Annotated in this window: 19 protein-coding genes; 13 read left to right on the top strand and 6 right to left on the bottom strand. The window is 54.3% G+C overall.

Features of this window, described 5'->3' with window-relative positions; genetic code table 11:
- Positions 1 to 9 precede the first annotated feature (9 nt).
- Positions 10 to 1,761, top strand: coding sequence for a glycosyl hydrolase family 28-related protein (locus B880_RS0113585; RefSeq protein WP_017347975.1), 1,752 nt, complete (start codon positions 10 to 12; stop codon positions 1,759 to 1,761).
- A 172-nt stretch (positions 1,762 to 1,933) separates the two neighbouring features.
- Here B880_RS0113585 and B880_RS0113580 read toward each other — a convergent pair whose 3' ends face one another.
- Positions 1,934 to 2,965, bottom strand: coding sequence for a methionine synthase (locus B880_RS0113580; RefSeq protein ID WP_017347974.1), 1,032 nt, complete (start codon positions 2,963 to 2,965; stop codon positions 1,934 to 1,936).
- Between the two features lie 28 nt (positions 2,966 to 2,993).
- Positions 2,994 to 3,971 carry a DUF1852 domain-containing protein gene (locus B880_RS0113575; RefSeq protein WP_017347973.1) on the bottom strand — a complete coding sequence of 326 codons (978 nt, stop codon included), beginning with the start codon at positions 3,969 to 3,971 and terminating at the stop codon, positions 2,994 to 2,996.
- Positions 3,972 to 4,688: 717 nt separating this feature from the next.
- On the opposite strand from B880_RS0113575, the gene B880_RS0113565 reads away from it, so the two are divergent.
- The 4 genes from B880_RS0113565 to B880_RS0113550 all read left to right on the top strand — a co-directional run bounded on the left by B880_RS0113565 (position 4,689) and on the right by B880_RS0113550 (position 8,266).
- Positions 4,689 to 5,555, top strand: coding sequence for a DMT family transporter (locus tag B880_RS0113565; protein ID WP_017347971.1), 867 nt, complete (start codon positions 4,689 to 4,691; stop codon positions 5,553 to 5,555).
- Positions 5,556 to 5,776: 221 nt separating this feature from the next.
- The gene (locus B880_RS25050; RefSeq protein ID WP_071524404.1) at positions 5,777 to 6,574 is read left to right on the top strand and encodes an amidohydrolase family protein; all 798 of its coding nucleotides are present in this window, start codon (positions 5,777 to 5,779) and stop codon (positions 6,572 to 6,574) included.
- A 9-nt stretch (positions 6,575 to 6,583) separates the two neighbouring features.
- Positions 6,584 to 7,903 (top strand): MFS transporter, encoded by a 1,320-nt coding sequence (locus B880_RS25045; RefSeq protein ID WP_017347969.1) that lies wholly within the window; start codon positions 6,584 to 6,586, stop codon positions 7,901 to 7,903.
- Positions 7,904 to 7,939: 36 nt separating this feature from the next.
- Positions 7,940 to 8,266, top strand: a complete 327-nt coding sequence (locus B880_RS0113550) for a hypothetical protein (protein ID WP_017347968.1) — start codon at positions 7,940 to 7,942, stop codon at positions 8,264 to 8,266.
- Positions 8,267 to 8,270: 4 nt separating this feature from the next.
- On the opposite strand, the gene B880_RS0113545 is transcribed toward B880_RS0113550, so the two are convergent.
- Positions 8,271 to 9,176: a DMT family transporter gene (locus B880_RS0113545; protein ID WP_017347967.1), complete on the bottom strand. Its 906-nt coding sequence runs from the start codon at positions 9,174 to 9,176 to the stop codon at positions 8,271 to 8,273.
- 331 nt (positions 9,177 to 9,507) lie between these two features.
- Here B880_RS0113545 and B880_RS0113540 point away from each other — a divergent pair, with 331 nt between their 5' ends.
- From B880_RS0113540 to B880_RS0113510, 7 genes are all read left to right on the top strand, one after another.
- Complete coding sequence (locus B880_RS0113540; protein ID WP_017347966.1) at positions 9,508 to 10,011, top strand: RNA polymerase sigma factor; 504 nt, start codon at positions 9,508 to 9,510, stop codon at positions 10,009 to 10,011.
- A gap of 34 nt (positions 10,012 to 10,045) precedes the next feature.
- Complete coding sequence (locus tag B880_RS0113535; protein WP_017347965.1) at positions 10,046 to 10,960, top strand: FecR family protein; 915 nt, start codon at positions 10,046 to 10,048, stop codon at positions 10,958 to 10,960.
- 117 nt (positions 10,961 to 11,077) lie between these two features.
- Positions 11,078 to 13,720 carry a TonB-dependent receptor gene (locus tag B880_RS0113530; protein WP_017347964.1) on the top strand — a complete coding sequence of 881 codons (2,643 nt, stop codon included), beginning with the start codon at positions 11,078 to 11,080 and terminating at the stop codon, positions 13,718 to 13,720.
- Positions 13,720 to 14,442 (top strand): TonB family protein, encoded by a 723-nt coding sequence (locus B880_RS25040; RefSeq protein WP_017347963.1) that lies wholly within the window; start codon positions 13,720 to 13,722, stop codon positions 14,440 to 14,442. Before B880_RS0113530 ends, B880_RS25040 begins: the two co-directional genes overlap by 1 nt.
- Positions 14,443 to 14,554: 112 nt before the next feature.
- Positions 14,555 to 15,328: a Slam-dependent surface lipoprotein gene (locus B880_RS0113520; protein WP_017347962.1), complete on the top strand. Its 774-nt coding sequence runs from the start codon at positions 14,555 to 14,557 to the stop codon at positions 15,326 to 15,328.
- Positions 15,329 to 15,437: 109 nt separating this feature from the next.
- The gene (locus B880_RS0113515) at positions 15,438 to 16,925 is read left to right on the top strand and encodes a surface lipoprotein assembly modifier (RefSeq protein WP_017347961.1); all 1,488 of its coding nucleotides are present in this window, start codon (positions 15,438 to 15,440) and stop codon (positions 16,923 to 16,925) included.
- Positions 16,926 to 17,149: 224 nt separating this feature from the next.
- Positions 17,150 to 18,130 (top strand): VOC family protein, encoded by a 981-nt coding sequence (locus tag B880_RS0113510; RefSeq protein ID WP_017347960.1) that lies wholly within the window; start codon positions 17,150 to 17,152, stop codon positions 18,128 to 18,130.
- A gap of 62 nt (positions 18,131 to 18,192) precedes the next feature.
- Here B880_RS0113510 and B880_RS0113505 read toward each other — a convergent pair whose 3' ends face one another.
- Positions 18,193 to 19,314, bottom strand: coding sequence for an AI-2E family transporter (locus B880_RS0113505; RefSeq protein WP_017347959.1), 1,122 nt, complete (start codon positions 19,312 to 19,314; stop codon positions 18,193 to 18,195).
- A gap of 498 nt (positions 19,315 to 19,812) precedes the next feature.
- Here B880_RS0113505 and B880_RS0113500 point away from each other — a divergent pair, with 498 nt between their 5' ends.
- Positions 19,813 to 21,105 (top strand): HAAAP family serine/threonine permease, encoded by a 1,293-nt coding sequence (locus tag B880_RS0113500; RefSeq protein WP_017347958.1) that lies wholly within the window; start codon positions 19,813 to 19,815, stop codon positions 21,103 to 21,105.
- A 50-nt stretch (positions 21,106 to 21,155) separates the two neighbouring features.
- Here B880_RS0113500 and B880_RS0113495 read toward each other — a convergent pair whose 3' ends face one another.
- Both B880_RS0113495 and B880_RS0113490 read right to left on the bottom strand, forming a co-directional pair.
- Positions 21,156 to 22,718 (bottom strand): methyl-accepting chemotaxis protein, encoded by a 1,563-nt coding sequence (locus B880_RS0113495; protein ID WP_017347957.1) that lies wholly within the window; start codon positions 22,716 to 22,718, stop codon positions 21,156 to 21,158.
- A gap of 33 nt (positions 22,719 to 22,751) precedes the next feature.
- Positions 22,752 to 23,714, bottom strand: a complete 963-nt coding sequence (locus B880_RS0113490; protein ID WP_017347956.1) for a chemotaxis protein — start codon at positions 23,712 to 23,714, stop codon at positions 22,752 to 22,754.
- Positions 23,715 to 23,837: the final 123 nt, after the last annotated feature.

The following is a 23,837-nucleotide window of genomic DNA, read 5'->3' as shown; positions in this document are numbered from 1 at the left end:
GAGGATACGATGATTGAAGTAAATTCATTTGCGGAATTACGTACCACGGCACCTTCAGCATCTGGTGTTGTTGCAAAACTTAATCGTTATTACGACAAGGATTCCACTTTTCGCGGCGGCGGTAATTTTGTTGGTTTCATCGGCACGACCACGTCAACGGATGATGGCGGCACATTAGCGGTGGGCAGCGGCTTTTACTGGAAGCGCACCATTAACGATCCGACTGAAGTGAATATTTTGCACTTTGGCGCGAAAGGAGATGGCACCACGGATGACACCGATGCCTTTAAGCGCATGCTGACCTGGACGCAAGGCTGGAACGCGAGCTGTAAAGACCTGCCGGTCCGTTTCCCTGGCGGTAAATTTCTGATTAAACCCATCGATATCAGCGGCACCGAAGTGGCATTTTTTGGTTTGATTGGCGATGACCTGGAACTGGGTTCTTTACCGCGCACCACCATCATTTCTGATAAAACCAGCAGTACCGTCTTTAAGGTCAAAGCGCGCCGAACCCATATCAAAGGGATCGCGTGGAATGGGCAATGTACGGCGGATACCACCACCAATACCGGCACCATCACCGCAGAGATGTGCAGCAATGTGCAGCCCTTTTTCGAGAACACCACGGTTGGGGGGGAAACCGTGAATATCGACTGTTTCCGCGCCTCCTACACCGGCGGGACGGTGATTAAGCTGCTGGACACCCTCGACAGTAAATTCAACCAGATTTATACCCTCTATACCTATTCGCGCATCTTTGATATTGGCTGGTCCAATACGGTGGCCGGTAACTGGGATCACTCAACGGCAGTCGAGTTGTGTAATGCCAATTTCCAGACCGGATATGGCGATTACACCCTGTACATGCCGCGTGTGACGCAGGGGATCATTCGTAACGTCTGGATTGAGCACACCATCAATCCGGGGACGCTGGCGGACGGTGGCTGGACCATTGATACCCTGAATATTGAAGATTGTGACAACGCCTTTGACCTCACTAATGCGCGCGTCATTATGCGCCAGATTGGCTTACAGGCGGGTGCCACCATCAATACCAGCCTGGCTTCCGGTAAATGGCTCTCCACCTTTGAATATGGTTATCGTCGCGAAGAGAACCACGGCACCATCATCACCGGTTCTCTGTTTGCAGGCTACTACAGCGGCTATAAAATCACCAATAACACCACCACTGACAACTGGTATCGCGTTGGGCAGTTCTTTTTCCCGAATGCAAACCAGCAGTGGGTGATGGAGATGATCAGTAAGGCGGATGCCACCACCACGCCATCCACCACCGCAGGCAGTCCGGTGAATATGACCGGTACCGGAAAAACCTGGATCAACCTGCAACGGCTGGATACCGTCTGGGCGGATGCCTGCCATATGGGTTCACCTGCGGTGCAAGATATCCGCTATAGCCGGGTCGGCACCACCTATGCGGTGGTGTGGGTAAAACTGGCGGCCAACAGTGGCGACACCATGTTCACGCTGCGTAATACCGGTCCAACGCGTTTTGATGCGGGTTCGTGCTCGCTGTTCCAGCCCGACTTCTCGGTAGTCAGTGACACCACTAAACTCGGCAGCCTGAAACCGGCCGCCCGGTTTGGTATGCACAATGGTCTGGCGGGGATCGGGGCAAATGAGAAGGGCGTTCTGACCCTGGCTAGCGCCGTGGGTACGCCCACCGACAAAACCACACCCACCGGTTTTGTGCTGGTCAATATCAACGGTGTTGATCACAAGGTGCCCTATTACGATTGATGTTGAGCGTGCGCTAACGTTGTTGTTTATGTAGGCATTGCCAGGTAGCCAGTGGCTGTGGACAGGGAGGTTAGGCCACCCAAGGGGGGAAAACGCTTGGGAGTCTGGCACATAAAAAACCGGGTTAAGCGCAAGCTTAACCCGGTTTTCGTCGTGTGGAGTGCCGCGAAAATTACTTCGCCAGCAGTTCCTTACGAATGATTTCTGCACCTGCGCTTAACGCGTGCAGTTTGCCGCGAGCCACGTGACGCGGCAGCGGGGCCATACCACAGTTGGTTGAAGGATAGAGTTTATCTGCATCAACGAACTGCAGGGCTTTACGCAAGGTATCGGCCACTTCTTCTGGCGTTTCGATCGCGTGATTTGCCACGTCGATAGCGCCCACCATCACTTTCTTGCCGCGAATCAGTTCCAGCAGATCCATTGGCACGCGGGAGTTATGGCACTCCAGTGAGATGATATCAATGTTAGAGGTTTGCAGTTTCGGGAAGGCTTCCTCGTACTGTCTCCACTCTGAACCCAGCGTCTGCTTCCAGTCGGTATTGGCTTTGATGCCGTAGCCGTAGCAGATGTGCACCGCAGTTTCACACTTCAGGCCTTCAATCGCGCGCTCTAAAGTGGCAATACCCCACTCATTCACTTCGTCGAAGAACACGTTAAATGCCGGCTCATCAAACTGGATAATATCCACGCCTGCTGCTTCCAGCTCTTTTGCTTCCTGGTTCAGGATCTTCGCGAATTCCCACGCCAGCTTTTCACGGCTTTTGTAGTGGGCATCATACAGCGTATCGATCATGGTCATCGGGCCAGGCAACGCCCATTTAATTGGCTGCTTGGTCTGCTTACGCAGGAATTTAGCATCTTCCACGAACACCGGCTTCTGACGCGCGACTGGACCTACTACTGTCGGTACGCTCGCATCGTAGCGATCGCGGATTTTAACCACTTCACGCTTCTCGAAATCAACGCCGCTCAGGTGTTCGATAAAGGTGGTCACGAAGTGCTGACGCGTTTGCTCACCATCGCTGACGATATCGATACCGGCCTGCTGCTGATCCTGCAGTGACACCAGCAGAGCATCCTGTTTACCTTCAACTAACTCTTCATTCTGCAATTTCCATGGCGACCAAAGTTTCTCCGGCTGCGCCAGCCAGGAAGGTTTAGGCAAGCTGCCTGCGGTCGACGTCGGTAACAAAATTTTCATAAATAGATGACCTTGTGAGTTTGGTTAATCAAAGAGCGTAGCTTGCAGACCATTGCTCAAGAACAGTTTGGTTTGGTTTGATGAAGTTCTCTTCAGTGAACTTACCCTGTTCAACCGCTAAACGGCTACGTTCTTCTCGATCATAAACAATACGTGTTAAGGAGTAGTCCTGGTAATTCAGGCTTGGCTGATAGCACTGCCCGGCCGCTGAGTTAGCGTTATAAATTTCCGGACGGTAGATCTTCTGGAATGTCTCCATGGTACTGATAGTGGCGATCAGCTCAAGATCGGTGTAATCATTCAGCAGGTCACCGGCAAAGTAGAATGCCAGCGGTGCTGCGCTGTTGGCAGGCATGAAGAAGCGCGCCTGTAAGCCCATTTTGCCGAAGTAAACGTCAGTCAGGGAGTCCGCGTCTTGCTTGTACTCATAGCCCAACACTGGGTGCTGGTAACCGGTACGCTGATAGACATTTTTACTGGAAACGCTCAGGCAGATAACCGGGGCTTTCTTAAAGCTGGCTTTGAACGCCTCTGAATTAACGAAAGATTTAAAGATGTTGCCGTGCAGGGTGCCAAAGTTATCTGGCAGGCTGAATTCGGCTTTATCTTTGTTGCTTTCTAACAGCAGCACGCTGAAGTCGTAATCACGCACGTAGGAAGAGAAGTTATTCCCCACAATGCCTTCATGACGCTGATTGGTTTTGCGGTCAACGATGTTGGTTTTCAGGATTTCAATCACCGGGAAGGTCTCGCCATTCCCTTCGATATCCAGCTCAACCGAGACGATATCCAGCTCAACCGCGTAGCGGTCTGATTTCGGATTATCCTGTTGCGCCAGTGAGTTAAAACGATTATTCATCATCACTACGGTATTGCGCAGGTTTGCCTGACGGCTCTCACCACGTGCCAGGTTAGCAAAGTTGGTGGTAATGCGCGTATTCTCTGATGGATTATAATTCTCATCGAAAGAAGTGTATTTAATGGTGAATTTAAAATCGTTGCTCATTTTAATCTGGCTTCCTGATTTCTGAGGTAAACCGCGATTCTCTTGTTTAACCAGGAGGAGGTTCACATCATTGAGTAATCTTCATTGACCGTGGTCAATCACAATGCTTACTTTATGCCAGACTGCTTGAGTGAGGAAAAGTGATATAAATTCAAACCATCATGAGCCATCTTCATGATCGATTTTTTGCTCTTGCACTGTGACGAGTTGGTATCGACGTATTTTGGTTTTTATTCAGTTAATTCATGTGCTTATGTTGCGCCTTGAGTATGGGATAATCGCCAATATCACGCCGCCCGTCAGCACCATTCGGGCCTTTACCCCGACCTCAATCTCAATCTGAACCGGTTTTTGCGGCCTGTTCAGCGGGCAGAGGTGAGGTAACTTCACGCAGACGGCTAGCCCTCTAAGCAGGAATGCATTGAGGCCTGAGAAACATCATGTTAACGTCACGACTCACTCATTAAGAATCTACGTGTCCATGAACGCAACGATGTCACAACCACAAGCGCTTAACTTCACTGGCTCGCCAGTGTGGCGGGTTGTCTCTTTGCGTCACGCGTTGTTCTCCATCACTTGCCCACCACCTCCTCCTGATTCTTCTGTGGTTGCTGGGGTTTAATCCCGCACTTTTTTAACCGCGTAAGTTTGCTGTGCAAACGCGCAACGGTATGCTTACGCCAAAAATAATCAGATGCAGAAATCTGGAGTTTTTTCATGAGTTTGAATAAAAGTACCCTTGCCGCACAGAGTGCGACTTCGGGCTTTGTATTACTGTGGGGCAGTGCCGCCATTTTCACCCGACTGGGGCTGGATAATGCCTCTCCTCTGGCATTGTTGATCTGCCGTTTTGCTATCGCACTGGTGGCGTTGCTGTTGGTGGCCGTGATTCGTGGGCGTGTATTACCACAGCCAGGCACGCGCGGGCAGGTGATGGGCAGCGGTTTAATGATGATCGGCGGATATGCGGTGTGCTACTTCGAGGCAATGGCACGAGGTGTTACGCCAGGACTGATTGCCACCATTATGGGCATTCAACCGATTCTGACGCTATGTCTGGTTGAACGGCGCATGCAGGGGCTGCGTCTGGTGGGGCTTCTGATTGCGCTGGCGGGATTGATTCTGCTGGTGTGGCGCAGTATCTCCGCCGCTCATGTGGCAGCCTCGGGGATTGTGTTCTCGCTGGCGGCGCTGGGCTTTATGACCTACGGCGCTATCATGCAGAAGAAAATTCATCAACAACCGGCAGATGTACTGCCTTTGCAGTATGGCGTCAGCCTGCTGTTGTGCGTGCTGCTGGCTCCGCTCGGAGAATTTCATCTGGTGATCAACTGGCAGTTCGCGGTGGCGGTGTTATTCCTTGGGGTGTTGATCTCCGTCGTGGCTCAACTGCTGCTTTACCGCCTGCTGAACAGCGGGAATATCGTCAACGTTACCAGCCTGTTTTATCTGGTGCCGGTGATTACCGCGCTGCTGGATTATCTGCTGCTCGGTAACGCTTTACCCTGGTCAGGCGTCATGGGGATGGCGGCAATTATCGCCGGCATTGTTTTGGTGTTTAAAGCGCCGCGTAAAATAGTCTAAGTGTTACAAGGAGAAGGGAGCTTTGGCTCCCTTTTTTACTTTAAATGATAACTCAGGGTGATGAATTAATAACCTGCTGTGCGTAAGGCGGGTCACATAACCCACAATATCTGTATTGTGAAATGCTCAGCCACGCGCCACTCTCTTCTGACTATCACCAATAAATATTCCCGCCACTAAGGGAAAGGCCTGCTATCGCTTAATATCAGAAGGGACAGAGGATGCAAATACCCTTTAATGCCTGCGACTGTCACATGCATATTTATGATGACCGCTATCAATCCGTTAATAATCCTGCGCTTAATACAGCAAATGCTTCACTGGCCGAATATCAACAGCAATTTCAGCCACTCGGATTTCGCCGCCATATTCTGGTGTTGCCTTCCACTTACCAGGATAACAACCAAATCATTCTTGATGCGCTGGCGTGCCATCGTCATCAGGCGCGGGGTGTGGCGGTGCTGGACGGACGGGTAAGCCGAAGTCAGCTGGTGCAACTCAGCGCGCAAGGCATCACGGGGCTGCGCTATAACCTGGTGCGTTCGGCACCAGGGGTACTGCAACACATGGCGGCCAACGCGGCGTTGCTGGCGGAGTTCGGCTGGCATATCAACCTGCATCTGACGCCAAAACACTACGCTGAAGCCGCGCCACTGCTGGAAAGTTTGCCTTGTGAGGTGGTGCTGGATCACTTTGGCCGCGTGGATTTCTCCGGCTGGCAGAGCAGTAGCTATGTGGCAGCGATACGGAAAAAACTGCGCTCAGGGCAGTGGTGGATCAAGCTCAGCGGTCTGTATCTCAGCCTGCCTGCCAGCACAGCGGATATTAACGCGTTTGCTCACTGTTTGCTGGCTGAACGTGAGGATCGTTTGTTGTGGGGCAGCGACTGGCCGCATCCCACCTCACGCACGCCAATCAACGAGCGTGACAATCTTGCATCGCTATTTGACTGGGCCACAACCCCCCAGCAGCTAGCGCAAGTACTGGTGAATAATCCGCAACAACTCTATTTTCGTTAGGGGAAGAACATGCTCACCATTCCAGATCATGAAAAAGCGATTATTTTACATCGTGCAGTACGCAAAGCTTCGTTACGGATGATTCCGTTATTAGTGCTGGCTTATATTTTTAGTTATCTCGATCGGGTAAATATTGGGTTTGCGGCTCTCTCAATGAACAGCGCACTGGGTATTACGCCCGCGCAGTTTGGTTTTGGCTCCGGTATTTTCTTTATTACTTATGCCCTCTGTGAGATTCCCAGCAACCTTGCATTAAATAAATTTGGCGCGCGTATCTGGCTCTCGCGCATCATGATTACCTGGGGACTGATCTCCGCCGCCACGGCATTTGTTACCGGTGCGCACTCTTTCTATACCCTGCGCTTTTTGTTGGGTATTGCCGAAGCGGGTTTCTTTCCCGGTGTCGCTTTTTATTTGACCTGTTGGTTTCCCCCCGCGTGGCGTGCCCGCATTCTGGCGCTGTTTACGCTCGGCATTCCACTTTCGTCCGTGGTGGGCGGCCTGATTTCCGGCTACCTGCTCAGTCTCGGCGGCGCATGGGGGCTGGCGGACTGGCAGCTCATTTTTATCGTCGAGGGGCTACCGGCTACGGTGATTGGCATCGTGGCGCTGTTTGTGCTGACTGATTCGCCGGATCAGGCGCGTTGGCTCAGTGAACAGGAGAAACAGGTGATGAAGGAGGCGCTCAATGCACCTTCTCAGCAGCAGGGCGTGCATAAATTTTCCAGTGCGATACGCGACAAGCGCGTGCTGGTCCTGTCTTTGGCGCTGTTCGCGATTTCCGTGGGCATTACCGGCATTGGCATGTGGCTACCGCTGATGATCAAAGAGGCTGGGCTAAGTAATCTACAAACCGGCATGGTTTCAACGTTGCCCTATCTCTGCTCTGCGCTGGTGATGTTCTCCTTTGCCCGTATGATGGATCGCAGGCAGAGCTATGCCTTGAGTCTGGCGCTGTTTTCACTGGTTGCGGCGGCGGGCTTTGTTGCGTCCACGTTTGCCCACCAGTTCCCGTGGGAGATGGTGTTTATTACGGTAGCGATGGTGGGTGTCAACGTGGCGCGTACCGCACTGTGGTCCATTCCGCCGCTGTTCCTGCGTGGCGCGGCGGCGGCGGGTGCTATCGCTTTCATCAACTGTTTTGCCAATTTCGCCGGGTTGTTCGGACCTTATAGTGTCGGGGTGATCAAACAGCTCAGCGGATCGTTTAGCTACGGCCTGGCCTTCCTCGCGCTGTTCCTGCTCATCGCTGCGATCTGTGGCCTTTGCCTGTGGCGGATGCTCAATCCACGCCGTCCACAGCCGCAAACGGCATCACAACTCCCCTGAGGGGTGCTACTCTCTGAGGGAAAAGAGGAGAGTGTGATGGGTGGGATCTTATTCAGCCACTGGACGACACGTCGCTGGCGCTTTTGGCTGGTTTCGTTACTGAGCATTCTGCTGCTGGGACTGTTTCCGGTTATCTCCGTGGTGATTGGCGGCATGATTGCCCGTGCTGCTGGCTGTCATGTGGATGAAGCGGGCGTTTATCCCTGCATCATTGCGGGGAGGGATGTGGGGGAGTGGCTCAGCTTTATGAATGTGATGGGTTGGTTGATGATCGCTACGCTGCCGCTAGGGGCGGGGTTACTGCTGCTCTGGCTGGTGGCCTGGTCAGGTTGGCTCTGGCAGCGCTACCGCCAGAGCCGCTAAGCGGTTACTTTACTTCGGTCAGTTTGGCGGTTTTTTCCGGGCTGACGATCAGCCACACCGCCGCTGTGACCACCAGCGCACCCGCAACAAAGCCCTGGCTGATGGTTTCACCCAGCACGGCATAGCCCCACAGCACGCCAAACGGGGGAATGAGGAACGTGACGGTCAGCGTGCGCAGTGGCCCGATATCGCCAATCAAACGGAAGTAAAGAATATAGGCGCTGGCGGTGCAGATCAGACCCAGTGCCGCCACAAAGAACCACAGATGCGGTTGTGCCCAGTGTACCGCTGGCCCGGAAGAGACAGACCAGGCGAAGAAGGGCAGCAGGAACAGCGTGGCACCAATCTGGCTGCCCAACGCTGAGAGCCGGGCATTGAGGCCACCACGCTCGGTCAGCCAGCGGCGGGTAAGAAAACCCGCCACGCCGTAACACCCGGTAGCGACCAGACAGGCCAGCACACCCGCAATGATCCCTCCTGACAGCGCGGCTTCACCGGTGGCGGTGATCACCATAATGCCGATCAGACCGATAAACACCCCCAGCCACCTTTTTACACTCAGGGTTTCCTGGAAAAACAGGCATCCCGCCAGTGAGCCCATCAGCGGGGCGGTGGCGTTAAGAATGGCGGAGTAACCGGCGGGCAACCAGCGTGCGGCAAGGCAGTACATCAAAAACGGGACCCCGGAGTTAATCACACCGAGCAGCAGAGAGACACGAAACTTCCCGTTAAACGCCAGTTGATGGCGCAACAACAACAAAATAGCCCCCAGGCCGGTACAGGCAAACAGCACTCGCAGGAATGCTGTATTGATCGCACCAAACTCCGGTGCGACAACGCGCATACAGAGAAAGCTCGCTCCCCAGATAGCGGCAAGCAGTAACAGTCTCAGAGTATCTGAGGCGCGCATGGACGTTCTCCTTAACAAAAAAGTGCTTGGTACAAGTTGATTCAACGGCAACAGAATCGGCAATTTTACCCGGTTTATTGCGGGTTTACTGCGATAGCACAGCGAAATTTCTAAATCCCTACTCGATGTAATACAAATGAAAATCATTACCATTTAGTGAAAATTTTTTATATTCTCCTGCTACTTTGCTGACGGTTACCTGACAACTTCACGCAGCAAACCTGATAACAACGAAAAAATGATCGCTTTCCTGGCGCTGACTTAGGGTCAGTGTCGCACCGGGTTGATGGGCAGCGCGTAGCACAGACGGGCTGCAAAAAGGGGTTGGGAGATGTGGAATCTGAAAAATCTGTTTCAGAAACATGCTCACGAAATTCAACGTGTATTACAAAAGTCTGGCCATGGTGCGGATGAGGCAGAGGATTTAACTCAGGACGTTTTTCTGCGTATCCTTGGCGCAGAAGCGCCGCAGCAGGCAGATAATCCGCGTGCCTATCTGCACCGGACGGCTAAAAATTTGGCGGTAGATCGCTATCGGCGAGAGAAAATTGCCGCCATCGACGCCATCAGTGAAGAGCGCTATCTTGAACTGGCCGATGACGCGCCGGGGCCGGAAACCATCGTCTCCGATCGTCAGCAGCTCGCGTTGCTCCAGCAAAAACTGGCTGCGCTGCCACCGCAGATGCGCCGCGCTTTTGAACTGTATCGCTTGCAGGATCAGACTATTGCTGAGGTCGCGCAGGAGCTTGGGCTCTCTGTCACACGCACCTGGACTTTGATCCGTCAGGCTTATGTGCAACTCCGCAGCGCGCTGGATGATGACAACGAGCAGTGAAAGATGCCCCTGGTGAAGAGAAACGGAAAACATAGTGCGAAACGAAAAGCTGTTTGAAGAGGCGTTTGATCTCATCATGTGTCTGCATAGCGAACCAGAAAATCTCGCCGCGCTGGCGCGGGCGGAAAGCTGGCGAGCGCGTGGCCCGCAATATCAAGCCGTGTGGCAGGAGGCGCAGCATCTGCACCAACTCAGTGGCCGGCTGGTGCCCGTCACGCATAGCAACGCGGTGGCGCACTTTTCCCGGCGGCGATTTATCACCGGCGGTGCGGTGGCGATTGCGGCAACCGGTGCTACGTTAGCCATTGCACCGGATCTGTTGCTACCGCTGCGGGCAGACTATCGCACACATACTGGCCAACTACAGCAACTACAGCTGGCTGATGGCAGCCACGTCACACTGGGGCCGGACAGCGCCATTCGCAGTCACTTTAGCACCAGCCAGCGTCAGGTCGACCTGCTGACGGGAATGGCCTTCTTTGCCGTTCAACCCGGAGCCGCTTCACCGTTGATTGCCCGACAAAACGGGCAGCAGGTGGTGAGTGAGGCGGGGGCTTTTACGCTGAGTCAGGATGCGGATATCACCAGCGTAGCGGTTGAGCAGGGCAGCGTCGTGGTGAATGGTTCACAGGCGTTACATGCCGGACAGTGGCTCAGTATCTCCGACAGCGGGCAAATCGCGCTGGGAGAACGTCCGGTAGATCAGTTTGCCGCATGGCGCAGCGGCATGCTGGTGGCCGACAACGAACACGTGGCCGTGGTGGTGGCGCGCATCGCACGCTGGCTGCCCGGTAAAGTGATGATTGCCAGTGCATGGCTGCGACAGCAGCGCATCAGCGGGGTGTTTAATATGGTACACCCGCAGCAGGCACTGAATGCGGTAGTGGCCCCTTTTCAGGCTGAAGTACGCCATCTCACGCCGTGGTTAACCCTGCTTTCGGCTAAATAAGAAAAAAAATCATTCTCAAAGAGAAAAAATCCCCCTCCCGTTCGTTTCAATAATATCACCGGCTTTTTGTGCACGTTGTGCATCCGCCGGAAAGCATATTAATAACGAGAGGGAATAATGGGTTCAGCCACTTTTGCGCCGCCACGCAGGCGTCACAGCACTGCCATGATGTTTGCCACCCTGTTTAAATTCAGCGCGATCAGTCTGGCGCTGGTGGCTGCACAGCAAAGTGCGCTGGCACAGCCCGCATCCAGCGTGCGCTTTGCTATCCCGGCAGGATCGCTGTCGAATGCACTGGCAGAGTTTGGTCGGCAGTCAGGCATACAGGTGAGTTATCTGCCGGACTACGCCAGCGGTAAAAGCAGCGCGGGGGTGCAGGGCGATCTGGCTCCGCAACAAGCGCTGCAAGCGGTGTTGGCAGGCAGCGGTTTAACCTACTCATTTACCGCCAGCAACAGCGTAACCCTGAACACTGCGGCGGCAGCCAGTGCCACCGACGATACGCTGCAACTTGGCACCATCACCGTCACCAAACCGAAAGCCGCCGATCCCGCCGATGTGCCTTACCAAACCGCAGGCTCGCTCACCCACCTGTCAGGAGAGCAGATCGACCGCTTTCGTGGTACTTCAGTCGGCGATCTGTTCTCCGGTATACCCGGTGTTCTCAATGGCGATGGGCGTAACTCTGGCGCGGTGGATGTGAACATTCGCGGAATGCAGGGGCAAGGCCGCGTTCCGGTGATCGTCGACGGAGCCAGCCAGGAAACCTCGATCTATCAGGGCTACAACGGATCAACCTCATCAACCTATATCGATCCCGATTTTATTGGATCGCTGGATATTGAACGGGGTGCCAGCAGTGGGGCCGATGCCACGGGAGCCACTGGCGGGGTGGTGCGTATCAGCACCATTGGACCGAAAGATATTTTGCTGCCGGGACAGACCTTTGGTGTGCGCATCAAGGGTGGGCTGACCACCAACAGCAAAACCGCACCGGCCGCGGGCAGTTATGGCGGTGTCGGATACAGTGGTGGAGCCGAAGGGACACAGAATCGTCCGGCCTTTCTTCATCCGCACGGTTACTCCGGCAGCATTGCGGTAGCCAATACCAGTGACCATTTTGATATCACCGCCGCCTATGCTCAGCGTAATAACGGCAACTATTATGCCGGTAAGCATGGCCACGGCGGTGGCACGGTGCAGGACGACGGGATCGGCATAGCGGGCACGCTGACCCCGTACCGTAACGGTGAGCAGGTGCTGAATACCTCCACGGATAACGAATCCTGGTTGCTGAAAGGCAATATTAAGTTCAGTGATGAGCAACATCTGGAACTGGGCTATTCCCGCTACCTGAGCACCTATGGCCATATTCTGGGTTCACAGTCACAGGGCATTATTGCGCCGATGCAGTATCAGGGGGTGATGAGTACCATCGATCTCGCCACCTGGACCGCCCGGTATGGCTGGCATCCGGCAGACAATAATCTGATCGATCTGAAAGTCGACGCCTTCTACAACAATATCGATAACCGGATTAATTCGACGGTATACACCGACCGGCTCTACCCGCAATATTTCTGGGTGGGTTCCGATCGTAAAGGGGCAACTGTCGCGAATACTTCGCGCTTCTACACCGACTTCGGTGACTTTAGCGTGCAGTACGGTGGCGGCTTCACCCGTGAGAACTCAGGCTTGCCCAGCGGTATCTCGCTGGAAAATACCCCAGGACTATTGGCCGGGCGTGATGGCTGGCGTAAAGAGTCGAACGGGTTTGGCTCGCTGGAGTGGAAGCCGCGCCAGTGGTTGACCCTGAGCGGCAATGTGCGCTACTCCCACTTTGACAGCATGGATAAAAGTTCGCTGCTGGCGGATAACTACAAGCGGAGTGATGATGGCTGGTCGCATATCCTCAGTCTTACCGTTGAACCGGTGGAGGGCTTCCAGATCTACGGCAAATATGGCAGCGTGCTACGCTCACCAAGCCTGTTTGAATCACTCTCTGGCACCTCATTCCTCTATCCGGCGAATAACAACCCGGTCGCGCCGGAACGGAATAAAAGCATTGAGTTTGGCATCAATGATCTTCAGGAAGGTCTGTTAACCAGTGATGACAAACTGCGCCTGCATGCGGCCTGGTTTAGCAACCACATCAGCAACTACATCACCCGTGGCAATCTGAAAAGTAAGTCGACTTTTGGTGATTACTACAACTATGTCCTCGGCCGTTTAAACCTCAATTATGCCGAAATGCGCGGTTTTGAACTGTCGGCGGAATATAACATCGGTCCGGTGTTCAGTAGCCTGAGCTGGAACCACTACACCCACGTCATGTTCTGCGCGCCTTCTGAGGTACTGGCGCCGGGTGCGGCTGACTGTGCGGCGGGCGGGATCTACAACAGCTTCTCGCTGCAACAGGTTCCCCCACGCGATACCGTGACGCTCAACCTGGGTGCCCACGCGCTGGACGATGATCTGACCTTTGGCACGCGCGTTAATTATGTGGGTAGCCGCTATGCCGAAGGGATGGGATCGACTTCTGTACCAGGGCAGGTCGCAGGCTCCTACTCCATCGCGGCGTCTAAATGGCATCCGTATACGCTGATCGATCTCTACGCCAATTACCGTATCAGCCCGAACGCCAGTGTGGATGTGGCGTTGGATAACCTGACCGATCGCTTCTACGTCGATGCCTTGAACACCATTCCGGTACCGGGGCCAGGACGTACCTTGCGGGCAGGGGTGACGCTTAAATTCTGATGCAAAGACCCACGGTGATTGCCACCGGTATATCGGCCATCGGCCATGCTCTGTTACTGATGTGGCTGATGTCTCGCCCGCCGGTGTTAGCGGCAGAGCCACTGCCACAGGCGGTGATTATGTTGCAACAGGCCGCCGTGCCGCAGGTGCAAAATACCGAGCGGAATGAGGTTGCGCCTGAACTTCAGCAGTCGCAGGCGGCGCAGGCGCAGCAGGAAGTAAAGGCGCAGGTCTCTCCTGGCGCGCCGTTGCCCCAGCACGATCGGGCGAAAATCGTCTTGCCCAAGCGGATGCCGCAGCCTGACAGGCCGCGTCCGCAGAAGAAAACAGCACCGCAACCTCCAGCGCCGCAGCAAAACCGCTCAGCGGTGGAGAAAAACTGGGCGCAGGCGCAGGCCGCGCCGTCTGAGCGTACCGCCGCACAGCAGAGTACAGAGGGCGCAGTGGCAACGCCCCAGGCGCGGATCACCTGGGCTTCGCGGTTGATGGCGCATCTGGAGAAGTTTAAGCGTTATCCTGGCCGACAAACCGGCACCGTGGGGGTGCGTTTTAGCCTCGATGATTCGGGCAATGTTTTGAGCTATAGCGTGGTAAGCAGCAGTGGGTCCGCCGCGCTGGACCAGGCGGCGCTGGATATGGTGCGGCGTGCTTCACCGGTGCCACCGCCACCGCCAGGCGTGCAGAAAACGATTACCGCTCCGGTGAATTTCTCACTGGAGTGATAAAGGGAGTACGCGGTGAAACACCGCAGCTAACGGAGGCGCGATCGCCAAAAAGTGAAATGCTAATCATTTGTCTTTTCATTCAATGTTTGTTGACCTCAAGGAATCAGAAATGAATCAGATCATGCAGAAGGCAGTACTGGCAGCCGCACTGATGGGCGCAATGGGAATGGCGCAGGCAGCGGTGGTTAGCGCGCAAAGCAATAGTGACACGGGCGGCATCCGTGTGGGTGCGACCAGTACAGGTGCAGCAGGCGCGGGCGTTGATGGTCAGCTCTATAACGCGAAAGCGACGTTCACTCACTTTGCCGATGCGAAATATCAGAGCACCAGCACTGGGGTCTATCATTTCACTGGCCGTCAGTTAGTTGCCGATGGCGCACCTGGCCCAGCAGGCCCAGGTCCGGATCACACCAATCTGGGTGTCTGGTCATTCGCTAAGGTCGGTAGCCAGGACGTCTGGTTCGGTGAGTGGGATGCTGAATCTACCACGGCAGGTACCAAAGCTGCGGGCAAACACACCGTGTTCTATGCCGGTGAAAACGGCACGGTGGCCACCACGCTGCCAACCACCGGCCCAGTGACTTATGCGGTGAAATCGATCAACAACTACAGCGGCGCTGCGCTGCCAACCAGTACGCTGACGGCGAACTTCAACACCAAAGCCGCCAGCTCTACCGGTGATATCAACTTCTCTAACGGCACCATCTCTACCTCTGGTGCAGCGGTGAATTTAGCGGCGAGCGGCGTTCAGGTCGTGAGTGCTAACGGCACTGGCGGTGCGCTGAAAGGGAACTTCTTCGGGGCTGGCGCGACCGGCGTTGCGGGGATTGTCACCTTTAGCGATCGCACCAAAGATACCGCTTTCGGTGGTACGAAAAACTAATGATTTTCTTACGCCCCCACGCAGGACGGCGTAATTAATACCATGGCACAGGCTGGCGCAATCCAGGCTGTGCTTTTTGCGTTTTTATCGCTTCAGGGATCGGTCCGTTATGCTGTTTTTTGCTCGCCCGTTTCATACTTTGCTGGCTTTGGCCCTCAGTTTGCCTGCGCTGCACGCGGTTGCCGCACAGGATCGTGACGACACCCGGCGGATGCTGGAAAACCACCTTGAACAGCAAAATGCCACGCGCCAGTCGCGTATTTTGCAAAACGATCCGACCCAGGGCGAACGTCCGGTATTAACCATTGACGGGCAAACCTATCGCGTGGGGCACAATGCCAGTGAGCTGGGACAGGCGCTGTATCTTAGCCTGCAATATCATCAGTGGCCGCTGGCACAGCGGTTTCTGGACGAATATTTAACGCTGGCAGATCGCGATCCGTTGTTGGTGCAGTATGCGCAAGGATTGCTGGCGCGCGCTCAGGGGGACTATCAGAGAGCGGAAACGGCACTGCGGGGTGTATTGCAGCAGCAGCCCGATTTTGTGCTGGCACGGTTAGAGCTGGCGCGCACGCTGTTTGACGACGGGCGTTTACGTGAGTCACGGCGTGAGTTTGACGCGGCAGACGCTGCGATCAATGCCAGTGATGCGCGCACGGCAGGGGTGCGTAAGTCGATCAGCACCTATCAGCAGGCGCTGACCGATCGCGATGCCTGGCATGGATCGTTCTCGTTCGGCCCGGTCTGGAGCGACAATATCAACCGCACGTCGGCCAGCTCTACCTGCCTGCTGGCGGATGTCAATGGGCTCTGTTATTACCAGCGGACGTTGCCGCAGGCGATCAAAGGCAGCGGCTGGGATTATGATGCGACCTTGCAGCGCCGTATTGCCATTGAGGGGCATCACGGGCTTTACGTGCGAGGGCTAATGTATGGCACGCAATATCAGCATCACGGCGAATTCAACGAAACCACCGTGAATGTGCAAGCCGGATACAGCTACCGCGATGCCCGCTATCAATTTTTACTGGCCCCGGTGTTTGAATATTACGCCTGGGGCAACGATGCCTTTTATGGCGCATGGGGCGTACACAGTGAATGGAGTGCGCTGCTCTCTGCCGCATCGCTGTTCCGGCTGGAAGGTGACTATAAACAGCTGCGTTTTCGCAGTGAGCAATATGCGGCCAGCTACAATGGCGCTCAGCGCTCGCTGTATGCCACCTACTTTTACCAACTCAGTGATAACTGGACGCTGTTTGGCGGCCTGGACTATCTCAGCTCGGATGCGAAAGATCGCGCTAATGCCTATCAGCAACCGGGTATGCGGCTAGGTGCTTCTCTACAGTACGCAGGTTTTGAAGCGACGCTATTTACCGCATTACGCCACCGCACCTATGCCCGTTATAGCCCACTGCTGGATGCGACCCGGCGCGATAACGAGCTGAACTATACCCTGACGCTGCGCGCCCCCCGCTGGAAGATGGCGGGGTTCACGCCCAGCCTGAGCTGGCAACATAATCAGGTCCGCAGCAATGTTGACTGGCTCTACAACTACGATCGCAACGATTTCAGCATGAAGCTTGAGTACAGTTTCTGAACCTCTGGCCTGCCTGTTGGCAGGCCATTGAAAAAACGCATAGGCGACGCCCAGATCACCCTGATTTCCTCGCAGTGCCGATTGTTACCCCTGTCACAATATAAATGGAATTCATACCGCTATAACGGGATTCCAACTGACCCGCTGCGTGCGGGCAGTTAACCTGTCTCTCTGAAAGTAATGTGACAACATCTGTACGCCTATAAAAAAAGAGGGAGACCACAATGACAAATCAACTTCCAGAACCCTGCTATGACATTGCGCATCTGGCACATGTTGAGATGTACACGGACAAATTTGAGGAGAGCCTTGATTTCTTCGTGAATGTGTATGGTCTTACCGTTTCTGCACAGGACGAAAACCATGCCTGGCTGCGCGCCTGGGATGACTACGAGTTCCACAGCCTGAAGCTGACGCGCCATCACACCACTGGCGTCGGTCATATTGCCTACCGTGCCAGCTCTGAAGCGGCCTTAATGCGCCGGGTGGCGGCGATTGAAGCCAGTAAATATGAGGTAATTGGCTGGGTTGAAGGTGAACAAGGGCACGGTAGAGCCTTCCGCTTTGCAGACCCGTTTGGTCATGTCTTTGAGATTTACTATGACACGGTGCGTTACCAGGCCAGCGACTGTGAACGGCCCTCGTTGAAAAACCTGGCGCAGCGCTATCATGGCCGCGGTGCCTCTCCACGTCGTCTCGATCACCTGAATCTGTTAGCTGCTGACGTGCGCGAATTTAAGCTGTTCATGGAAACCTGTCTGGGTTCACGCGTGACCGAGATGATCCAGCTGGATAACGGCCGCATCGGCGGCTGCTGGTTTACCATCAATAACAAAACCTATGATTTAGCCTGCACCGAGGAGCACGGCGGCGGCAACGGGCGTCTGCATCATGTGACCTATGCGACTGACACGCGAGAGGACATTCTGCGCGCGGCGGATATCTTCCTGGAAAACGGAGTGCATATTGAAACCGGGCCGCATAAGCACGCGATTCAGGGCACGTTCTTCCTCTACGTCTGGGAACCGGCGGGCAACCGCGTTGAGCTAGCCAACTCGGGCGCGCGTTTGATTCTGGCTCCGGACTGGCAAACCGTGGTGTGGACCGAAAGCGAACGTAAGAAAGGCCAGGCGTGGGGGCTGAAAACCATTGAGACTTTCCACACCCACGGCACGCCGCCGGTGCCGAAGCATCTGCATGAATAAACGCGGTGTGTTGAGCGAGTAAGAAAAAGAAGAGGGCAGCCTGAGCTGCCCCTGGAGTAAATTTAAGCCTGCTTATCACTTTCTGGCAGTTGTTTCGCTTCCTCGAGCAGATCTTCATCAATCTCATCAACGTTTTCGCGGTTATCTCGTCCGGAGAGCAGGTTCCAGCAGGCGATGAATAGTGCGGCGATCAGCGGGCCAATCACAAAGCCATTGATACCGTAAATCTCCATGCCGCCCAGCGTCGCGATTAAGATCATGTAGTCCGGCATTTTGGTGTCTTTACCCACCAGCAGCGGACGCAGGATATTATCCACCAGACCGATCACCACCACGAAGAACACCACCAGGAACAGGGCCTTCCAGGCGACGCCCGTGGCGAAGAACCAGATAGCGGCCGGTACCCAGATAATCGCCGAACCTACAGCCGGAATCAGCGACAGGAAAGCGATTAACGCCCCCCATAACAGCGTGCCCTCAAGGCCTGTAATATAGAAGGCCAATGCCCCCAGCGCCCCCTGAACCACCGCAACAACCACCGTTCCTTTGACCGTTGCGCGTGAGACCGCAGCAAACTTCATCAGCAGATGATGTTTGACATAGGTCGAGAGCGGCAGGGCTTCGAGAATTAAGCCGACCAGGTAGGCACCGTCTTTCAGCAGGAAAAACAGCAGATAGAGCATGATGCCGAAACTCACGGCAAAGCCAAACGTGCCTTTCCCAATCAGGAACACGCTACCCGCCAGATATTGCCCACCTTTGAGTGCCACGCCGGAGAGTTTTTGCTGAATAGTCGCCGGGTCGTTCAGCTGATGTTCCGTGAGGAAATGTTGGAGCGAGAGCGGTAAGTGCTGGAAAGTACTGGCCAGCACCTGAGGCAACTCAGAGCTGCTGTTTTGCAGTTTGTTGTAAACCAGATTGAGCTCCACCGCCAGCGAAGAGAAGATCAGTACCAGCGGCGTGAACACAATCAGACAGATGATCACCAGCGTGAGCAGCGAGGCGACACCATTTCTGTCTCCCAGCTTCTGGCGCAGTTTGGATTTCAGCGGATGGAAGATCACCGCCAGAATCGCCGCCCACAGAATCGCCGAGTAGTACGGTGTTAGCACATCAAAAAAAGCAATGCTGACTAGCAGCAGAATAAGAATAAAGAAACCTTTTGTCAGACCTTTAAAGCGCATATGACGTCCTCTGTGCGTTGTTTTGCTCCGAAACTATAGATGCCTGTCTGGGGAATGCAATTCCGCCAGCGGTGATGCATGTGTTGCACTCTGCGCTTTTATGCTGCAATTGGGTTATTTAACCATCAATTAACAGCAATGCAGTTTTTTGTCCTGCCTGGATTCTAGCCAATCAGATAAATAATGTGATCAGCCATATATTTCTCATGGGTAGTGATATTTTTTGCTTTTTATGGACATTTTCGGTGGTTTACACTACCGCGCCTTTAAAAGGCAGTATCATTGTCACGCTAAGTCTCTGTGCAAAGCGCAATGAAAATGCACACATATTGCTACCGCAGGGTTATTTGGTGTCAAATACGCGCCATGCAAACGTTTGCCACGCTAAAAAGATGCATTTTTTTAAAACTTAAGCTCTGGCGATAAACACTGCATTTTTCCTGTTTGGTGTCATATCTGCTTTCAGGGTCCTAAAATCAACTGAGTTCGGAGAAGCAAATGGAAACCTCTCAAACCGATACCCTGGGTATCGTTGAGACTGAAGAGACCGGCACATGGCGTAAAACTGACACCATGTGGATGTTAGGGCTGTATGGCACCGCGATCGGCGCTGGGGTGCTGTTTCTGCCGATCAATGCCGGTGTAGGTGGGCTGATTCCACTGATCATCATGGCGCTGTTGGCCTTCCCGATGACCTACTATTCGCACCGGGCGCTGACGCGTTTCGTGCTTTCTGGCAAAAACAGCGGGCAGGACATCACCGGCGTAGTGGAAGAGCACTTTGGGCCGAGAGCCGGTGGTGTGATCACGCTGCTCTATTTCCTCGCCATTTATCCCATCGTTCTGATGTACAGCGTGGCGATTACCAATACCGTAGACAGCTTTATTACCCATCAGTTGGGTTTGATTGCGCCACCGCGCGCGCTGCTGTCACTGATTCTCATCGTCGGCATGATGACCATTGTTCGCTTCGGTGAGCAGATGATTGTGAAAGCGATGAGCCTGTTGGTTTTCCCGTTTGTCATTGTTCTGCTGCTGCTGTCGCTGTACCTGATCCCTCAGTGGCACGGTGCGGCGCTGGAGACGCTCTCATTCAGTCACAGCACTGGCGGTAGCAGCCTGTGGATGACCCTGTGGCTGGCGATTCCCGTGATGGTGTTCTCTTTCAACCACTCGCCGATCATCTCCTCGTTTGCGGTAGCAAAGCGTGCTGAGTACGGTGAAGAAGCTGAGAAGAAGTGCTCGCGTATTCTGGCCTATGCACACACCATGATGGTGCTGACGGTGATGTTCTTTGTGTTTAGCTGCGTATTGAGCTTGTCGCCAGCGGACCTGAATGCAGCCAAAGAGCAGAACATCACGATTCTGTCTTACATGGCGAACCATTTTAACGTTCCGGTGATTGCCTGGGCGGCACCGCTGATTGCCATCGTGGCGATTGCTAAATCGTTCCTCGGTCACTATCTGGGGGCGCGTGAAGGTTTCAATGGTCTGGTGAATAAGTCACTGCGCAGTGCGGGCAAAGAGATTGCCCCGCAGAAGCTGAACCGCATTACTGCGCTGTTTATGCTGGTGACGACCTGGCTGGTGGCCACGCTGAATCCAAGCGTACTGGGGATGATTGAAAATCTCGGTGGGCCGGTGATTGCGGTAATTCTGTTCCTGATGCCGATGTATGCGATCAGCAAAGTCCCGGCGATGCAAAAATATCGTGGTCGTCTGAGCAATGTCTTCGTGGTACTGCTCGGCCTGGTGGCTATCTCCGCGATTTTCTATTCGCTGTTCAGCTAAGCCTGCAAGACTGCCGCCGCACAGGGCGGCAGTCTCCTCAACCGTACGGCTTAGGCCACGGCATGCCCGGTATTAAACACCTTCATGGCCTGCGCCATTCTCTCCGCTTGATCCTGTAGCGCTTGCGAAGCGGCAGACGCTTCCTGAACCAGTGCCGCATTCTGCTGCGTCACTGCCTCCATCTGCGTAATCGCCTGGTTAATCTCGCTAATCCCGCTGCTCTGTTCATTACTGGCGACGGTGATCTCCTGCATGATCGCGGCAACCCCATTTACGCTATTCACCACTTCGCCAATGGTCGCACCCGCATGGCTCACTAACTGATTACCTTCATCCACCTGGGCCACGGAATCGGCAATCAGCTGCTTAATCTCTTTGGCGGCAGAAGCTGAACGCTGTGCCAGATTTCGCACTTCAGAAGCAACCACGGCAAAACCACGACCTTGCTCCCCGGCACGTGCCGCTTCGACGGCGGCATTCAGTGACAAGATATTGGTCTGGAACGCGATGGAGTCGATCACGCCGATAATATCTTCAATTTTTTTCGAGGCAGAGGCGATTCCCTCCATCTTATCCACCACGGCGACCATCACCTCACCGCCTTCTTTGGCAATACCTGAAGTTTCCGCCACCAGCTGGTTCGCCTGGCGGGCGTTATCGGCGTTTTGCTTCACGGTCGCGGTCATCTGCTCCATGGCAGAAGCGGTCTCTTCCAGCGAGCTGGCTTGCTGCTCAGTGCGCGAAGAGAGGTCAAGGTTGCCACCTGAAATCTGGCTGGAAGCCACGGCAATGGTATCGGAACCGCTGCGAACTTCGCGCACAATCGTCAACAGATTGGTATTCATCTGCTGCAACGCCAGCATTAATGCCCCGGTTTCATCGCGTGATGTCACCGTGATTGACGAGGTTAAATCCCCGGCGGCGACTTTACCGGCAATCTCAACGGCGCGGGTCAACGGGCGCACAATCGAACGGGTCAGATAGATGCCGAGTAAAATCGACGCGATAATCGCAATCACCGAGAGCACCAAAATCACCGCAATTGCCGTATCGGCATTGGCAACAATCATCTTGCCTTCCGCTTTTAACTGCTGATCCTGTGAAGCGGCAAACTGGGTGGCACCATCCAGAAAATCATTCTGTGATGGCGTCAGGGCTTTCAGGACGAAGGCACTGGCTTCTTCCACTCTTCCGCCCTTAACCAACACGATCAACTGCTGTTTGGCCTGCTCGAACCGCTCAGCCGCGGCTTGCAGACCGGCAATTTTCTGTTTGCCGATCGCCGTCACCTGGATCGCGGCGATCTTATCCATACTCTTATGTGTCTGATCGGTTGAGACCGCCAACTGCTGGAAGCGCTTTTCATTAAACTGTGGCCGCGTGGTATCAATCACGATCCCGCGCAGATACTTGATCTGATCGTTGACACCATCACGTACGTCATAGGCTAAACGCACTTTCACATAGCGATCGTCAACGATGGCCGACATGCCTTTATTAATGGCGTAGATTTTATCTACGGTGACGGCACTGATAATCACCAGCAGGGCCACAACCAGCGCAAAAGCCGCACCCAGCCGTACACCCACCTTCATATTTTTAATACTCAACATTGCTTTCCCTTTTTATCACAGCGAACAAAATGACTACCCGACGCGATCCAGTACCTGCTGAATCACACTTGAAAGCTCATTAATTTCAAACTTGGCGACATAGCCATCGGCACCCACTTTGCGCACATGATCTTCGTTAGCACTGCCGGAAAGCGAAGAGTGGATCACGACCGGTAACTGTCGCAGTTGCGGATCGCGTTTGATATTGCGCGTCAGGGTAAAACCGTCCATCTCGGGCATTTCAAGATCGGTTAACACCAGGGCGATTTTATGGTGTAAAGGAACGCCTGCCGCGGCGGCTTCCTGGCTTATCTGGTGGATCTTGTGCCAGGCTTCGAGGCCGGTATTGTGCATGATGGCGGGAATGCCCATGCTCTTCAGGCCTTGCTCCAGCAGCTGACGCGCGACTCTGGAATCTTCCGCCACGATAGCGACCGCGCCAGGGTGGACGCGGAAATGACGCTGGCTCTGGGCTTCTGGCTCACTGCCGCGCACGGAAGGGATGATGTCATACAGGATCTGCTCGACGTCCAGCACCATGGCCAGCTGATTATCCTGATGCTCACCTTCAAGACGGGCGATGCTGGTAATATTGTGGCCGCCAAGACCGGCTTCGGCGGTATGTACCTGATTCCAGTCAAGGCGGACGATATTCTCGACCGACTCCACGGCAAAAGCCTGCGTGCTGCGCGCATACTCCGTCACCAGCAGCAAATTCAAACCGGTTTCCGGTTTGCAGCCCGTCACGGCGGGTAAATCAATGACCGGAATAAACTGACCGCGAATGCTGGCCATCCCCAGCAGCGGTGAGTGCATTCCCGCCGCTTTGGTGATCTGCGGCATCGGCACAATTTCGCGTAGCTTAAAGACATTAATGCCAAACAGCTCAGATTTGCCTTTTACCCGATCGGACCCCAGGCGGAACAGCAGCAATTCAAACTTATTCGATAGCGCCAGATTGGCCCTCTCATCGATCTCTTTCTGAAAATTATCCATCCGGGCCTCTCTGGGCAGAATTAAGGGCAGGGCAATGTCGCCTTGATGGAGTTATCGGCAGAGGGGAGGAAAAAAACAGGGCGGGAGGGGGGATTTTGCGTGAGGGGTTGCCCCTCACGCACG

This window comes from Pantoea sp. A4 (assembly GCF_000295955.2).
GTDB classification, from domain to species: Bacteria; Pseudomonadota; Gammaproteobacteria; order Enterobacterales; family Enterobacteriaceae; genus Pantoea; species Pantoea multigeneris.
This window is presented reverse-complemented; position numbering and strand designations above follow the sequence as displayed.

Excerpts from the sequence above, each read along its gene's own strand:
- B880_RS0113585 (WP_017347975.1), top strand. The coding sequence starts at position 10 with ATGATTGAAGTAAATTCATTTGCGGAATTACGTACCACGGCACCTTCA.
- B880_RS0113580 (WP_017347974.1), bottom strand. The coding sequence starts at position 2,965 with ATGAAAATTTTGTTACCGACGTCGACCGCAGGCAGCTTGCCTAAACCT.
- B880_RS0113575 (WP_017347973.1), bottom strand. The coding sequence starts at position 3,971 with ATGAGCAACGATTTTAAATTCACCATTAAATACACTTCTTTCGATGAG.
- B880_RS0113565 (WP_017347971.1), top strand. The coding sequence starts at position 4,689 with ATGAGTTTGAATAAAAGTACCCTTGCCGCACAGAGTGCGACTTCGGGC.
- B880_RS25050 (WP_071524404.1), top strand. The coding sequence starts at position 5,777 with ATGCAAATACCCTTTAATGCCTGCGACTGTCACATGCATATTTATGAT.
- B880_RS25045 (WP_017347969.1), top strand. The coding sequence starts at position 6,584 with ATGCTCACCATTCCAGATCATGAAAAAGCGATTATTTTACATCGTGCA.
- B880_RS0113550 (WP_017347968.1), top strand. The coding sequence starts at position 7,940 with ATGGGTGGGATCTTATTCAGCCACTGGACGACACGTCGCTGGCGCTTT.
- B880_RS0113545 (WP_017347967.1), bottom strand. The coding sequence starts at position 9,176 with ATGCGCGCCTCAGATACTCTGAGACTGTTACTGCTTGCCGCTATCTGG.
- B880_RS0113540 (WP_017347966.1), top strand. The coding sequence starts at position 9,508 with ATGTGGAATCTGAAAAATCTGTTTCAGAAACATGCTCACGAAATTCAA.
- B880_RS0113530 (WP_017347964.1), top strand. The coding sequence starts at position 11,078 with ATGGGTTCAGCCACTTTTGCGCCGCCACGCAGGCGTCACAGCACTGCC.
- B880_RS25040 (WP_017347963.1), top strand. The coding sequence starts at position 13,720 with ATGCAAAGACCCACGGTGATTGCCACCGGTATATCGGCCATCGGCCAT.
- B880_RS0113520 (WP_017347962.1), top strand. The coding sequence starts at position 14,555 with ATGAATCAGATCATGCAGAAGGCAGTACTGGCAGCCGCACTGATGGGC.
- B880_RS0113515 (WP_017347961.1), top strand. The coding sequence starts at position 15,438 with ATGCTGTTTTTTGCTCGCCCGTTTCATACTTTGCTGGCTTTGGCCCTC.
- B880_RS0113510 (WP_017347960.1), top strand. The coding sequence starts at position 17,150 with ATGACAAATCAACTTCCAGAACCCTGCTATGACATTGCGCATCTGGCA.
- B880_RS0113505 (WP_017347959.1), bottom strand. The coding sequence starts at position 19,314 with ATGCGCTTTAAAGGTCTGACAAAAGGTTTCTTTATTCTTATTCTGCTG.
- B880_RS0113500 (WP_017347958.1), top strand. The coding sequence starts at position 19,813 with ATGGAAACCTCTCAAACCGATACCCTGGGTATCGTTGAGACTGAAGAG.
- B880_RS0113495 (WP_017347957.1), bottom strand. The coding sequence starts at position 22,718 with ATGTTGAGTATTAAAAATATGAAGGTGGGTGTACGGCTGGGTGCGGCT.
- B880_RS0113490 (WP_017347956.1), bottom strand. The coding sequence starts at position 23,714 with ATGGATAATTTTCAGAAAGAGATCGATGAGAGGGCCAATCTGGCGCTA.